Annotated in this window: 10 protein-coding genes; 6 read left to right on the forward strand and 4 right to left on the reverse strand. The window is 74.5% G+C overall.

Annotated features, from left to right (window positions below; translation table 11 throughout):
- Positions 1–46: 46 nt before the first annotated feature.
- The gene (locus OHA30_RS01040; protein WP_328911853.1) at positions 47–592 is read right to left on the reverse strand and encodes a hypothetical protein; all 546 of its coding nucleotides are present in this window, start codon (positions 590–592) and stop codon (positions 47–49) included.
- Positions 593–638: 46 nt separating this feature from the next.
- Complete coding sequence (locus tag OHA30_RS01045) at positions 639–1,397, reverse strand: glutamate racemase (protein ID WP_328911854.1); 759 nt, start codon at positions 1,395–1,397, stop codon at positions 639–641.
- Between the two features lie 975 nt (positions 1,398–2,372).
- Between OHA30_RS01045 and OHA30_RS01050 the strand changes: the two genes are divergently transcribed.
- Positions 2,373–3,542 (forward strand): glycosyltransferase, encoded by a 1,170-nt coding sequence (locus tag OHA30_RS01050; RefSeq protein WP_328911855.1) that lies wholly within the window; start codon positions 2,373–2,375, stop codon positions 3,540–3,542.
- A 43-nt stretch (positions 3,543–3,585) separates the two neighbouring features.
- Here OHA30_RS01050 and OHA30_RS01055 read toward each other — a convergent pair whose 3' ends face one another.
- The gene (locus OHA30_RS01055) at positions 3,586–4,650 is read right to left on the reverse strand and encodes a Tellurium resistance (protein WP_328911856.1); all 1,065 of its coding nucleotides are present in this window, start codon (positions 4,648–4,650) and stop codon (positions 3,586–3,588) included.
- A gap of 196 nt (positions 4,651–4,846) precedes the next feature.
- Between OHA30_RS01055 and OHA30_RS01060 the strand changes: the two genes are divergently transcribed.
- From OHA30_RS01060 to OHA30_RS01070, 3 genes are all read left to right on the forward strand, one after another.
- Positions 4,847–5,389 (forward strand): DUF6643 family protein, encoded by a 543-nt coding sequence (locus OHA30_RS01060; RefSeq protein WP_328911857.1) that lies wholly within the window; start codon positions 4,847–4,849, stop codon positions 5,387–5,389.
- 602 nt (positions 5,390–5,991) lie between these two features.
- Positions 5,992–6,582, forward strand: coding sequence for an Rv1733c family protein (locus OHA30_RS01065; protein WP_328911858.1), 591 nt, complete (start codon positions 5,992–5,994; stop codon positions 6,580–6,582).
- A gap of 128 nt (positions 6,583–6,710) precedes the next feature.
- Entirely contained in the window at positions 6,711–9,107 is a 2,397-nt protein-coding gene (locus tag OHA30_RS01070) for a right-handed parallel beta-helix repeat-containing protein (protein ID WP_328911859.1), read from the forward strand.
- Here the strand turns inward: OHA30_RS01070 and OHA30_RS01075 are convergent.
- Positions 9,077–11,482, reverse strand: a complete 2,406-nt coding sequence (locus OHA30_RS01075) for a hypothetical protein (RefSeq protein WP_328911860.1) — start codon at positions 11,480–11,482, stop codon at positions 9,077–9,079. The genes OHA30_RS01070 and OHA30_RS01075 overlap by 31 nt on opposite strands.
- Positions 11,483–11,639: 157 nt before the next feature.
- On the opposite strand from OHA30_RS01075, the gene OHA30_RS01080 reads away from it, so the two are divergent.
- Together OHA30_RS01080 and OHA30_RS01085 are read left to right on the forward strand one after the other, a co-directional pair.
- Positions 11,640–12,476: a DeoR/GlpR family DNA-binding transcription regulator gene (locus tag OHA30_RS01080; RefSeq protein ID WP_328911861.1), complete on the forward strand. Its 837-nt coding sequence runs from the start codon at positions 11,640–11,642 to the stop codon at positions 12,474–12,476.
- 25 nt (positions 12,477–12,501) lie between these two features.
- Positions 12,502–12,972, forward strand: a complete 471-nt coding sequence (locus OHA30_RS01085; protein WP_328911862.1) for an SRPBCC family protein — start codon at positions 12,502–12,504, stop codon at positions 12,970–12,972.
- Positions 12,973–13,011: the final 39 nt, after the last annotated feature.

Below are 13,011 nucleotides of genomic sequence, written 5' to 3' on the forward strand. Positions count from 1 at the left end.
GGCGGCGCGTCCGCGACGGGATCGGGCGTACGTACGGCCGGAGCGCTCAGGCCCCGCCGGCCGGGCGGGTGCGCAGGCGCAGCGAGTCGCGGATGGCCTGCACCGCGCCCTCCGCGTCGTCCACGGTGACGGTGAAGCGGCGGCCGCCGCCCAGGTCGATCTCGACGCCCGGACCGCGCCGCACCACCACGGCGGTGCCCTTCTCCGGCCGCCAGCGGTAGCCCCACCCGCCCCAGGTGCGCGGGCTGACCAGCGGGGCGAGGTGCGCGCCGCTGACCTGGTCCAGCGGGATACGGCGCCGGGGCACGCCGATGTGGCCGCACCGCACGTGCACGGCCTCGCGGTCGACCCGGACATGCACATGGGTGAACGCGATCGTGCCGAACAGCACGAGCAGTCCCACGGCGAGACAGCCCACCACGGACATCACGAGAGGGACGAGACCCGAGGCGCCCGGGCCGTCGACGGCCAGCTCGATGCCGAGCGCCAGGCAAGCGGCGCCCGCGGCGGCGAGCACCCACTGCATACGGTTACTGGCCCGGCCCGTCCACACCTGGGACGCGCCGGTCTGTGGCCGGGGGGCGTGCGTCATGTCAAGCAGCGTACCCAGCCGGCGGCATTCCGGCATGAGTCGCGTGTCACGCGGTGGCCGGCGTGGTCGCCAGCAGCGCGCCCTCGGCGTAGGCCAGCGCGGCGGCGGGCAGGGCGGACGCCTTGCCGTTGAGGAGCACGTCGAGGCGGCCCTGACCTGCGGATTCCACGGGGATTCTGCGCAGGGCCTGGGCGGCGACGGCGTCGGCCGAGCGGTACAGGGCCGCGCCCGGTACGGCCGCGGCGATCCGGTCGCCGACCAGTTCGTAGTGCGTGCAGCCCAGCACGACGGCGCCGACGCCGGGCGGGGTCAGCGCGGCGGCGGCCGCGACGGCGGCGGTCACGGCGTCGGCGTCACCGGCCTGGACGGCGTCCGCGAGGCCCGGGCAGGGCACCTCGGTGACGTCGGCGCCGTTGCCGAACTCGGCGATCAGTCCGCGCTGGTACGCGCTGCCGGTCGTGGCCGGGGTGGCCCAGATCGCGACGGTGCGGTGGGCGGCCGCGGCCGGTTTGATCGCGGGTACGGTGCCGACGATCGGGAGGTCCGGCTCGAACGCGGCCCGCAGCGCGGGCAGCGCGTGCACGGAGGCGGTGTTGCACGCGATGATCAGACCGTCGAGGCCGTACGACGCCGCGGCCCGCGCGCACTCCAGGGCGCGGCGGGTCACGTCCTCGGGGGTGCGGGGGCCCCAGGGCATGCCCTCGGGGTCCGACGTGAGGACGAGGTCGGCGTCCGGCCGCGTCTTTCGTACGGCCGCGGCGGCGGCGAGCAGCCCGATACCCGAGTCGAGGAGCGCGATCTTCACGCCCCCACAATATGCGCTCCGCGCCGGCCCACTCCATCCCGGCTGACCGCCCCCACGCCGAAGAAGCGGCACGCGCGCCGCACCGCCCAGACCTACCCGCGCGGCCCAGGCCCGGGAACAACCTGAGGCCCCCTCACTCCCGCCGCAACATCGGGACGCCCAACAGCGGCGACCGGCGGTGCCCAAACCACCCCAGCCGGGGGCCGTACGCCGTCGCGCCGAAAACCGGTGGGCGCACCATCGGCTCGACACCGCCGAACCGCTCCATCCCGGCTGAGCACCGCCGCGGCGGAAGGACGGTGGTCGCCTCCCGCCACGCACGAGACCCACCCGATCCGACCTCGCCTGGCTCGGGCCTGGGCCCGGGGATCGGCTCCACGTTCCCCCAATCTCCCGCCGCAACATCGGGACGCCCAACGGCGGCGACCGGCGGTGCCCGACCGCCCCGGCCGGGGGCCGTACGCCGCCACAACGGAAACGGTGGGCACACCATCGGCTCGACACCGCCGAACCGCTCCATCCCGGCTGAGCACCGCCGCGGCGGAAGGACGGTGGTCGCCTCCCGCCATGCACGAGACCCACCCGATCCGATCTCGCCTGGCTCGGGCCTGGGCCTGGGGAACGGCTCCACGTTCCCCCAATCTCCCGCCGCAACGGCGGGACGCACGACGGCGGCGACCGGCGGTGCCCAAACCACCCCAGCCGGAGGCGTCCGGCACCGCCGGACCGCGCCATCCCGGCTGAGCACCGCCGCGGCGGAGAAGTGGTGGGCGCGGCGCGCCGCCCAGACCTGCCCGGGCAGGCCCATCCGGGCGGGCCAGGCCGGGGAACGGCCTGAGGTTCCCTCGCTCCCGCCGCGGCGGCGACCGGCGGTGCCCGACCGCCCCGGCCGGAGGCCGCACGCCGCCGGGGCGGAAAAGGGTGGCGCGGCGGGGTGGGGAACTCCCCGTAGGGGAGACTGCGGGGGTGATCGTGATGACGCTAATCGCAGGAGTGTCCCTCGCCGCATGGGTGTGGCTGCTGCTCGGCCAGGGCGGCTTCTGGCGGACCGACGTCCGGCTCCCCGCCCCGAACCCCGCGGCGGACGCCGACACATGGCCCGACGTCGCCATCGTCGTACCCGCCAGGGACGAAGCCGAAGTGCTCGGCGTGAGCCTGCCCTCGCTGCTCGCGCAGAACTACCCCGGCCGCGCCGAGATCTTCCTCGTGGACGACGGCAGCACGGACGGCACCGGCGACCTCGCCCGCCGCCTGCACGAGACGCACGGCGGCCTGCCGCTGACCGTGACGTCGCCCGGCGAACCCCCCGCCGGGTGGACCGGCAAGCTGTGGGCCGTACGCCACGGCATCACGCTGGCCCGCGAACACACCGACGCGCGGTACCTCCTGCTCACCGACGCCGACATCGCGCACCGCCCGGACAACCTGCGCGCGCTGACCGCCGCCGCGGTCGGCCACGACCTGGACCTGGTCTCGCAGATGGCGAAGCTGCGCGTACAGACCGGCTGGGAACGCCTCATCGTGCCCGCGTTCGTGTACTTCTTCGCGCAGCTCTACCCGTTCCGCTGGATCAACCGCCCCCGCACCCGCACCGCCGCCGCGGCCGGCGGCTGCGTCCTGCTGAGTTCCGCCGCGGCCACCGCCGCCGACGTACCGGACGCGATCCGGCAGTCCGTGATCGACGACGTCGCCCTCGCCCGGGCCGTGAAACGCTCCGGCGGCCGCGTCTGGCTGGGCCTGGCCGACCAGGTCGACAGCGTCCGCCCGTATCCGCGGCTGTCCGAGCTGTGGCAGATGGTCGCCCGCAGCGCGTACGCCCAACTGCGCCACAACCCGGCCGTGTTGGCCGGTACGGTCGTCGGGCTCGCGCTGATCTACCTCGTGCCGCCGGTCGCCGCGATCGGCGGCGCGCTGGCGGGCGCGTGGCCGCTGTGCGCGCTGGGGCTGGCCGCGTGGGCGGTGATGACCTGCACGTATCTGCCGATGCTGCGGTACTACGAACAGCCGCTGTGGCTGGCCCCGACGCTGCCGTACACGGCCGCGCTGTATCTGCTGATGACCGTGGACTCGGCGGTCGAGCACTACCGGGGCCGGGGCGCGGCGTGGAAGGGCCGTACCTACGCCCGTCCCGACGCCTCGATGTGACCGGCGGCAGCCGAAAGACAGCCCGACGCCCGTGCCGCGGCGGCTACTTGCGGGCCGCCCGGTCCGGCGTCCAGTTCAGCCCCCAGCCGTACGCGTAGTCGACGGTCCGCTGCGGGCTGACTCCGGGCCTCGGCAGCAGATAGCGGGCCTCGCGGCGTACGACGAGTTCGGCGCCGTCGCGGGCGAGCAGGGCCAACGCGCAGACGGTGGAAGGGACTTCGCAGACGTCGAGGGCGAAGTCCACGGCGGCGCCGTGCTCGGGGCGCAGCGTGACCGTGCCGTGCAGGTCCTCGAAGCCGAGGGGGTCCTCGAAGACGGCGGCGAAGACCAGGACCCGACGGAAGTAGGCGCCTCGGTCGAGGTTGACGGTGAGCTGTTCGCCGGTGTGTTCGTCACCGCCGAGCAGCAGGAAGGGCGGGCGGTCGAGCGAACCGTAGGCGCCGCCGAGCGACTGGACGACGCCCTTGCTGCCGTCGGAGAGTTCGAACAGCGCGCACAGGTCGATGCCGAGTCCTTCGGGCGCCCCCTGCCAGAGCGGGCCGATCCGCAGCGTGCCGGAGGTGGCGCCCTGCCGGGTGAGCGAGACGGCGGGCGCGGCCGCGGTGAGGGTGATCGCCGCGGCGGCCTCGGCACGCCGCGCCGGAAGGGGCCTGACCACCGCCCGGAAGTGCCAGCCGCCGCCTTCCCGGTAGCACTCGCCGAGTACGTACTCGCCGCCGCCGGCCGCCCCCGCCCAGTCGACGCGCGCGAACTCGACCGGCCCGTCCGCGCCCTCGACGAGCACCCGCAGACGTATCCCGGCCGCCTTCCCGGCCGATTCCCCGGCGCCGCCCTCGGCGAGATCTCCCGCCGGCCCGGCTTCCGTCGCGAGCACCACCCGCACGGAGTTGACCGCACTTTCGAGTGAGGCGAGATCAACCGTGAGAGTGTCGACCGCGAACCCGTCGTTGACGCCACCGTCTTCGTGACGCACCGCGTTTTCGCCGACCTTTCCGTTCAGCAGCGCGCGTACCTCGGCCCGCGGCAGTCCCTCGCCCGCCGGCCGCCCCAACTCCAGCCGTACGGGGGCCGTCGGGAGCTTCACGTACTCCCCTTCGCGCAGTGCCATCCGGCTTCCTCTCCCCGGCGCGCCGCGACCCCCGGTAACACCCTCCGACGCGCACCTTTTACCTGATCACACCATAATCCGCTGACCGTTTTCCGAGGATTCGCTCATATTGATGACCGGAGGTCACTCCCCGCACGCAAAACAACCTTCCGATCGGGCTCCCCAATGACCACATCGTGGGCTTAACTTATGGCTCATGACCACCCCCCGCGGTTCGTACGGTGGCGGCTACGGCGGCTACTACCCCTCGTCTGCGTCCTTTCCGGACACCCCGATCTACGACAGCCTCGTCGCTGAACGAGGCACGCCGCAGATCGCCCCCATCCGCGTGCCCTCCGCCTACTCCGGGTACGACTCGGGAAGCTACAACTCCTACGGCGGCAGCAATCTGCCCGCGCTGCCCGCCGCGCTCCCGGCCCTGCCGTCCGGGCCGTCGGCCCAGCAGCAGTACCAGCAGCCGCCGGCGCAGAACGCCTATCCGACGAACGGATACCAGCAGCCGCCGGCGCCGTACATCCCGCAGCAGGCGGCGGCCCCGCGCGGCAACTACAGCGGTTACGGCAACGGGAACGCGAACGGCGCGGGCTACCCGGCCCAGCCGCCGCAGCCGTCGCCGTCCGGGTACGAGGCCGCGCGCCCGGTGCCGCCGCGTCCCATGGCGCCCCGCCAGGCGCCCGCCGGACACCCGGAGGACCAGTACCCGCGCCGGAACCTCGGTCAGGGGTACTACCAGGGCTGATCACAGGCTTGACGCGGGCGGCTGCCAGGGGGGCGGCCGCCGCGCGCGCCCGCGGTCGTCGCACCGCGTACGTGTCCGGTCGAGCACCCGCGCGGGATCAGCGGCGCGCGGGGGCGGTCATGGAGCCGTGGGGGCTCACGGGGGACCACCGCGACACTGAACGACGCCCGGGGACGCGTATCCGTCACCCGGCGTGAGAAGCCGCGCCCGGCCACGGGTGGCAGCGCAGGGCCCGCCGGGGGTGGCGGTCCGTGCGGCGGCCACCCCGTGCCCGCCCGGGCCCGTTCCCCGGCGCACGCCCGGACCGCCCGCCGCCGTATACCCGCGCGCCCGCTCCCGACACGCCCGAAGCGCCGATCCACGCGAACCGCGTGAACTCACGCAAACCACGCGACCGCCCCGAGCCGCCTTCCACCGTCCGGAACCCCGTGCGCCGGCGGCCCGTTCACCGCCGTGAGAGCAGCGCCGCGCCGAGCACGTCTGCGCCCCGCGCGAACGGGCATGCATGAATCGCGCCGTGTGCGGTAGTGGAACGGGTGAAGGGGGTGGCCGCCATGAGGTCGATGAGTCGTCGCAGGAAGCCCGGAAAGCCTGGAAAGCCCGTGCAGCTCGGATGGCGGTGGCGGCGCAACCCACTGCGCCGGCGCACCGATGTCATCGAGGCGTGGCTCGGGCTGATCACCGCCGTACTGCTGTGCGCCCTGCCCGCTCTCGGCTGGTGGGCCGGCCACGAGGTCGACCACGGCCTCCGGCAGGTCGTCCGCGCCGAGCACGCCGAGCGCACGCTGGTGACGGCCACCGTACAGCCCGCGAGCACGCAGAAGACCGGCTCCACCCCCGCCCCCGAGTCCGGATCCGCCGGACCGGGCGGCACCGACGTGCTGCGCTGGAGGGGCCCCGACGGGTCCGTGCACACCGCGGCCGTCTCCGCCGAGGTGGAGGTGCGGCATGCGGGCGAGGTCAAGGTGTGGACGAACCACGACGGCGTGCTCGTACCGCCGCCGCTGGACTCCGCGACCGCGAACACCCACGCCGTGCTCGCGGGCGTCGCGTCCGCCGCGGGCGCGGGCTGCCTGCTGCTGATTTCGCGCAAAGTGCTGATGTGGCGGCTGATGAACCGCCGGATGGTTTCGTGGGAGCGGGAGTGGGCCAGAGCGGGCGGTGATTGGGGGCGTACGGGCGCCGGTGGTTGACTCCGGAGGGGCTCTCGGGGCACCTGTGCCCAGGCCACCGGGACAGTCGGTCGTCAACAACTGCCCTCCGCGCGCGCTACGGTTGATCCCCGGTCGGCAGACGCAAGAGGTGGGGGCAGAGCAGCCCGATGGCACATGGCGTGGTGCAGGTGACCAACCCGAGCAGTTCGCGGTGGCGCCGCCGCACAGGCGAGTACGAGACGCTCGCCGCCGCGCTCCAGGCGGCGAGCGACGGTGACGTGTTGTCGGTGGCTTCCGGCACTTACCGGGAGAATCTGGTGGTGGACAGCGCGGTGACACTGCGCTGCGCGGACGGCCCCGGCACCGTGCGGATCGCCCCGACGGCGGGCGTCGCGCTGACCGTACGGGCCGCCGCCTCCGTACAGGACCTGCTCGTGGAGGGGCAGGACATCTCGGCCCCCGCGCTGCTGGTCGAGGCGTGCGCGCCCGAGCTGTCGGGGCTGCGCGTCAGCACCCGTTCGGCGGTCGGCATCGAGGTGCGGGAGGGCGCCCGGCCCACCGTGCGGCGGTGCACCGTGGACAACCCGGCCGGGCTCGGCATCAGTGTGCTGGACGGCGCCGGCGGCCTGTACGAGGAGTGCGAGGTGGTCGCCGCGGGCCAGAGCGGCATCTCGGTGCGCGGCGGCGCCGGGCCCCGGCTGGAGCGCTGCCGGGTCCACCACGCCTCGGGCGCGGGCCTTTCGGTGACCGGCGAGGGCAGTTCGCTCGAAGCGGTCGGCTGCGAGGTGTTCGAGATCCGCGGCACCGGGGTGCAGGTCTCGTCCCGCGCGACCGGCAATCTCACCGACTGCCAGGTGCACCGCACCACGGGCGACGGCATCGCGCTGGACACGGACGCCGTCCTGGCGCTCGCCGACTGCGACATCCACGACATCCCCGAGAACGCCATTGATCTGCGGGCCCGTTCGGTGCTCACCCTGACCCGCTGCGCGGTGCGCCGCTTCGGCCGCAACGGTCTGTCGGTGTGGGACCCGGGCACCCGCGCGGACGCCGACCAGTGCGAGATCCACGACAGCACGGGTGACTACCCGGCGGTGTGGGTGAGCGACGGGGCCGTGGCCATACTGGACGCCTGCCGGGTGCACGACGTGCCCGACGCGCTGTTCGTGCTGGACCGGGGTTCGCGCGCGGACGTGGTGGACAGCGACTTCTCGCAGATCCGCAACACCGCGGTCTCGGTGAGCGACGGGGCCAACATCCAGCTGGACGACTGCCGGATCAGGGAGGCCGCGACCGGCGCCTGGTTCCGCGACCACGGCAGCGGCGGCACCCTCGCGCAGGTCACTATCGACGGCACGGCGACCGGGGTGATCGTCACCAAGGGCGCCGATCCGGCCCTGGAGCGCTGCACGATCACCAACCCCTCCGAGGCCGGGATCTACGTGTCGGCGGAGGGCCGCGGCACCTTCACCGGCTGCCGGGTGACGGGCAGCAAGGGCTACGGCTTCCACATCATCGACGGCTGCCGGTCCACCCTGACCCGCTGCCGCACCGAGCGCTGCGAGCGCGGCGGTTACGAGTTCGCGGAGCCGGGCCCGGTCACCGAGGAGTGCACCAGCGACCGTACGGCCACCGAGGAGCCGCCCGTCCCCGTACCGGCGGCGCCGCTGCGGCAGACCGCGGCCCAGTCGTACGGCCTGCTCGGCGGTGTCCCCGCGCAACGGCCGCCCGAGGAGGAGCCGCAGCCGCAGGCCAGGCCGAGCGACGACGTGCTGGGCGAACTCGACGGCCTGGTGGGCCTGGACGGCGTCAAGCGCGAGGTGCGCACGCTGATCGACATGATCTCGGTGGGCCGCCGCCGTGAGCAGGCCGGGCTCAAGGCCCCCTCGCCGCGCCGCCATCTGGTCTTCACCGGCTCCCCCGGCACCGGAAAGACCACCGTGGCCCGGCTCTACGGCGAGATCCTGGCGTCGGTGGGCGTGCTGCAGCGCGGCCATCTGGTGGAGGTGGCCCGGGTCGACCTGGTGGGCGAGCACATCGGGTCGACCGCAATCCGCACCCAGGAGGCGTTCGAACGGGCGCGCGGCGGTGTGCTGTTCATCGACGAGGCGTACGCGCTCGCGCCGGAGGACGCGGGACGGGACTTCGGGCGCGAGGCGATCGACACGCTGGTGAAGCTGATGGAGGACCACCGGGACGCGGTGGTGGTGATCGTGGCGGGTTACACCGCCGAGATGGAGCGCTTCCTGGCCTCCAACCCCGGTGTGGCGTCGCGTTTCTCACGGACCATCACCTTCGGCGACTACACCGCCGAGGAGCTGGTGCGGATCGTGGAGTCGCAGGTGGTCGAGCACCAGTACCGGCTCGGCGAGGACACCGGCGAGGCGCTGCTGAAGTACTTCACCGCGATCCCGAAGGGCCCGGCGTTCGGCAACGGCCGGACCGCGCGGCAGACCTTCGAGGCGATGGTCGAGCGGCACGCGGTCCGGCTGGCGCATGTGGACGAAGCGACGCACGACGAGCTCCAGTTGCTCTACCCGGAGGATCTGCCCGCGCTGCTCTGAGCGGGTACGGTCCCGGTGGTGCCGCTCCCGGCGGTCGCCAACCGGTCGAGCAGGGCGGCCCGTTGCCCGGCGAACGCCGGGTCGGCCTGGAAGTCGGAGTGCCCCAGGACCGGTTCGGGCAGCGGGTGGGCCGCGTCGCGCCCGTAGGCGGCCGGGTCGAGCAGCGGCCCGTGGTCGACGGGGACGCCGTCGGAGGGCACGTGCACCGGGCCGCCGATGGGGTCGGTGCTCCGCCAGAGATTGGACCAGGTGTGCATGTCCCGGTGGAGGTCGCGTAATCGGGCGGGCCCGAAGTGCGCGGGGAACCAGCGGCCGTAGAGCCGGGCGAGCGGGCAGCCGTAGGTGAGCAGGGCGACCCGGCCGCGAACGGCGGGGTCGAGCTGCCAGACCGCCGCGGCGGACAGCACGCTGCCCTGGGAGTGGCCCGACAGCACGATCCGGCCGCCGGTGGCCTCGGTCCAGGTGGCCATCCGCCAGCTGAGGTCGGGCACCGCGCGCTCGGCGTAGCAGGGCGGGGCGAAGGGGTGGGCGGCGCGCGGCCAGAAGGTGCCGACGTCCCACAGGATGCCGACCGTACGGCGGGCGGAGGTGTCCCGGTAGGCGCGGCGGCCGAGCGCGACCAGGGCGACGACGCCCGCGCCGACCAGCCAGGAGCCCAGCGCCTGGGCGGTGTCGGCGAGCGCGGACACCGCGGCGGGCGCGTGCGCGGCCTCCTCGCCGGGGGTGCCGCCGCCCGCCCAGGCGGCGCCGACGGCGGCCGCGCCGAGCGCGAAGCCGGTCGCGCAGAAGACGGCGATCAGCACGGGCGCGGTGTCGGTCAGCCCGGCGCGGGCGACGGCCCCGGCTATCTGCCGGGTCCTGCCGCGGTGGTGGGTGGCGTGCGGATATGTCGTCTCGACCTCGGGGCACAGGGCGCGTTCGGTGCGCCGCAGCCGCCACATCACCGCCGCCGCGACCAGTACGAGCACCGCGAGCAGGGCGGGGATCACGGCCGACTCCCAGGTGAGCACGGCGGGCGGCCCGGCCAGCGGACTGCCGTCCTGGCCCGGGGTGCGGCCCCGGTCCAGCCAGTCCGCGCAGCGCTGGGCCGCGCCGCCGGTCAGCACACCGCCCAGCGCGCAGGCCAGCAGGGCGACGGCGGGCCCGGCCAGGCCGCGCAGCGCCGTCGGGCCGTCCTCGAACTCGGCGGGCGGGCTGCGGTGGAGCAGCAGCGCGGACCCGGCGAGGGCGGCGATCAGGGCGCCCTGGACGAGGGTGAGCGCGGTGAAGACCTGCGCGGACGGCAGCCGTCCGGCCGACACCCAGGAGGGCCGGTGCCAGCAGCCGTAGACCGCGGCGGCGGTGAGGACGGCCCCGGAGCCCGCGAGCAGCACCCGGGTGACGACGAAGTCGGTGGTGTCGTCCAGGCCGCTCTCCGTACGGTCCGCCCGGCAGACCACGCCGACCGCGCCCGCCGCCAGCAGTACGGTGACGGCGGTGAGCGTCCAGCCGAGCGCGGGCAGCGCCTCGCCGGGGCTGCCGGTGTCCTGGCGCAGCGCCGGTACGCACAGGGCGGCGGCCACGGTGAGCAGGCCGGCCGCGGTGTGGGCGGTGCGCAGCCGGGCCACGGACCTGCGGCCGTACCAGAAGCCGGGCAGGGCCAGCGCGGGGGTGCCGGGGGTGGGCGGGGCCGACCTGGTGGCGGGGCGCTGCGACTCGTACGCGTACCAGGTGCGGTGCGACAGCCACCACAGGAGAGCGACGAGAGCGAGGGGCGCGGGGGCGGCCAGGGCGAGCCTGCGGCCCGGCTCGCTCCACCAGCCGCCGCGCGCGGCCGAGGCGAAGCCCAGCCACGACGTCCCCCGGGCGCAGCCGGCCTGTCCGGCGCACTGCCAGGCCACTATGTCGAGCGCCACCTCGCAGGCGGCGGCGACCAGCAGCACGGTGAGGGTGAGCGCGAGCAGCCGGACCAGCATCTCGTAGCCGCGGGCCAGGCGGGTGCGCACCGAGGGCGGCCGCATCCAGTGCGCCAGATTCACGATCATGAACGGCAGCAGGAGCAGCCACCAGGCGCGCCCGGCGTTGCCGGAGGTGAGGTTGGCCCAGCAGTACGCCTCGGGGACCGGTTCGGCGCGGTGTTCCGCGGGGTGCGCCTCGGCGTCCGCGTCGCGGGCCCTGCGGTAGATCCCGGCCGTGTCGTCCCCGGCCAGGCGTACGGTCCGGGGGTCGTCGAGCATCTGCTCGGGGGTGGTGCCGCCGACGCCGTGCACCAGCAGTTCCAGCGCGAGCGGTTGGCCGGTGGTGTCTGTTGAGGTGTGTAATTCCGCGGTCACCAGGGACCCCCGATCCTCGCGCTCTCCTCCGGGTGGTGCCCGCGCCCCGGGGTGGCGAGACATGTCCACGCCATTTTGTGGCGCGATCGTGACGGAACGGTCACGGACCGGAGCCGCGGCCCATCCGCCGTACATCCGGCGACACCGCCCGTGGAAGGATGAGCCCAGCACATCGACGGTCGGCACGTTGGTCAACGACATGAACAGGACGAGGTCACGGGTGAGCGACAACCAGAACCTCCTCGCGGAGCAGCGGCGGGCCCTGATCCTGGACGAGGTGCGGCGGCGCGGCGGTGTGCGGGTCAACGAACTCACCCGGCGGCTCAACGTCTCCGACATGACCGTGCGCCGCGACCTGGACGCGCTGGCCCGGCAGGGCGTCGTGGAGAAGGTGCACGGCGGCGCGGTGCCGGTGGTCGAGGCGAGCAGCCACGAGCCGGGCTTCGAGGCCAAGTCGAGCCTCGAACTGGGGGCCAAGGAGGCGATCGCCAGGGCCGCGGCGACCCTCGTCTCCCCGGGCAGCGCCATCGCGCTGGCGGGCGGCACCACCACCTTCGCCCTGGCCCACCACCTGCTGGACGTACCGGACTTGACCGTGGTGACCAACTCGGTACGGGTCGCGGACGTCTTCCAGTCCGGCCAGCGGCGGCCCGGCGCGCACCACGGCGAGGGGTCGGCGACCGTGGTGATCACCGGCGGGGTGCGCACACCGTCCGAGACGCTGGTCGGTCCGGTCGCGGACCGGGCGATCAGTTCGCTCCACTTCGACCTGCTGTTCCTGGGGGTGCACGGCATCTCGGTGGAGGCGGGCCTGTCCACGCCGAACCTCGCGGAGGCCGAGACCAACCGGCAGTTCGTCCGCTCGGCCCGGCGGGTGGTGGTGATCGCCGACCACACCAAGTGGGGGACGGTGGGCCTGAGTTCGTTCGCGTCGCTGGAGGACGTGGACACCCTGGTGACGGACGCGGGCATCCCCGAGGTGCTGCGCGCGGAGATCGCCGAGCATCTGTCGGACCTCGTGGTGGCCGGCGAGCCCGCCGGCCCCGCCGACAACTGACCCGCGGTGGCGTAGCCTTCGGGCCATGGCCCGCCTCAACCGCCGACTGCGCCCGGTCGAGCTGGACTTCCTCGACGCGGCTCCGGTGCGGCTGGTCTTCTCCGCCGCGATCGCCGCGCCCCCGCGGGCCGCTTACCACGCGCTCGCGGAGGACACGGCGGGCTGGTCCGAGTGGTTCGGCGCGGTCAGGTCCGCCCGGCCGACGGAGAACGGGCGGCACGTCGTCCTGTCCGGCGGCCTGCGCTTCGACGAGACGGTCCTCGCCGCCGAGTCGCCCCGGCGGTACGCCTACCGCGGCGACGCCACCAACCGCCCAGGGGTCCGGGCGGTCCTTGAGGAGTGGCGGGTGGAGCCGCTGGCGCGGGGCAGCCTGGTGCAGTGGACGATCGCCGTCGAACCGGCCGCGCCCGCGGCCGTGTTCCTGCGGGCGTTCACCCCGGTGCTGCGGGCGTCCTTCCGGCGGGCGATGCACCGGCTGGACCTGCGGAGCGTGTGAGGCGGGGGCCGTTTCCGGGGGTTTGCGCGGCTTTCCGGG

The organism is Streptomyces sp. NBC_00223 (genome assembly GCF_036199905.1).
In the GTDB taxonomy this organism is placed as follows: Bacteria; Actinomycetota; Actinomycetes; order Streptomycetales; family Streptomycetaceae; genus Actinacidiphila.

What these genes read in the sequence shown, in the direction of transcription:
- OHA30_RS01040 (WP_328911853.1), bottom strand. Translation starts at nt 592, where the DNA reads ATGACGCACGCCCCCCGGCCACAGACCGGCGCGTCCCAGGTGTGGACG.
- OHA30_RS01050 (WP_328911855.1), top strand. Translation starts at nt 2,373, where the DNA reads ATGACGCTAATCGCAGGAGTGTCCCTCGCCGCATGGGTGTGGCTGCTG.
- OHA30_RS01055 (WP_328911856.1), bottom strand. Translation starts at nt 4,650, where the DNA reads ATGGCACTGCGCGAAGGGGAGTACGTGAAGCTCCCGACGGCCCCCGTA.
- OHA30_RS01060 (WP_328911857.1), top strand. Translation starts at nt 4,847, where the DNA reads ATGACCACCCCCCGCGGTTCGTACGGTGGCGGCTACGGCGGCTACTAC.
- OHA30_RS01070 (WP_328911859.1), top strand. Translation starts at nt 6,711, where the DNA reads ATGGCACATGGCGTGGTGCAGGTGACCAACCCGAGCAGTTCGCGGTGG.
- OHA30_RS01075 (WP_328911860.1), bottom strand. Translation starts at nt 11,482, where the DNA reads ATGTCTCGCCACCCCGGGGCGCGGGCACCACCCGGAGGAGAGCGCGAG.
- OHA30_RS01085 (WP_328911862.1), top strand. Translation starts at nt 12,502, where the DNA reads ATGGCCCGCCTCAACCGCCGACTGCGCCCGGTCGAGCTGGACTTCCTC.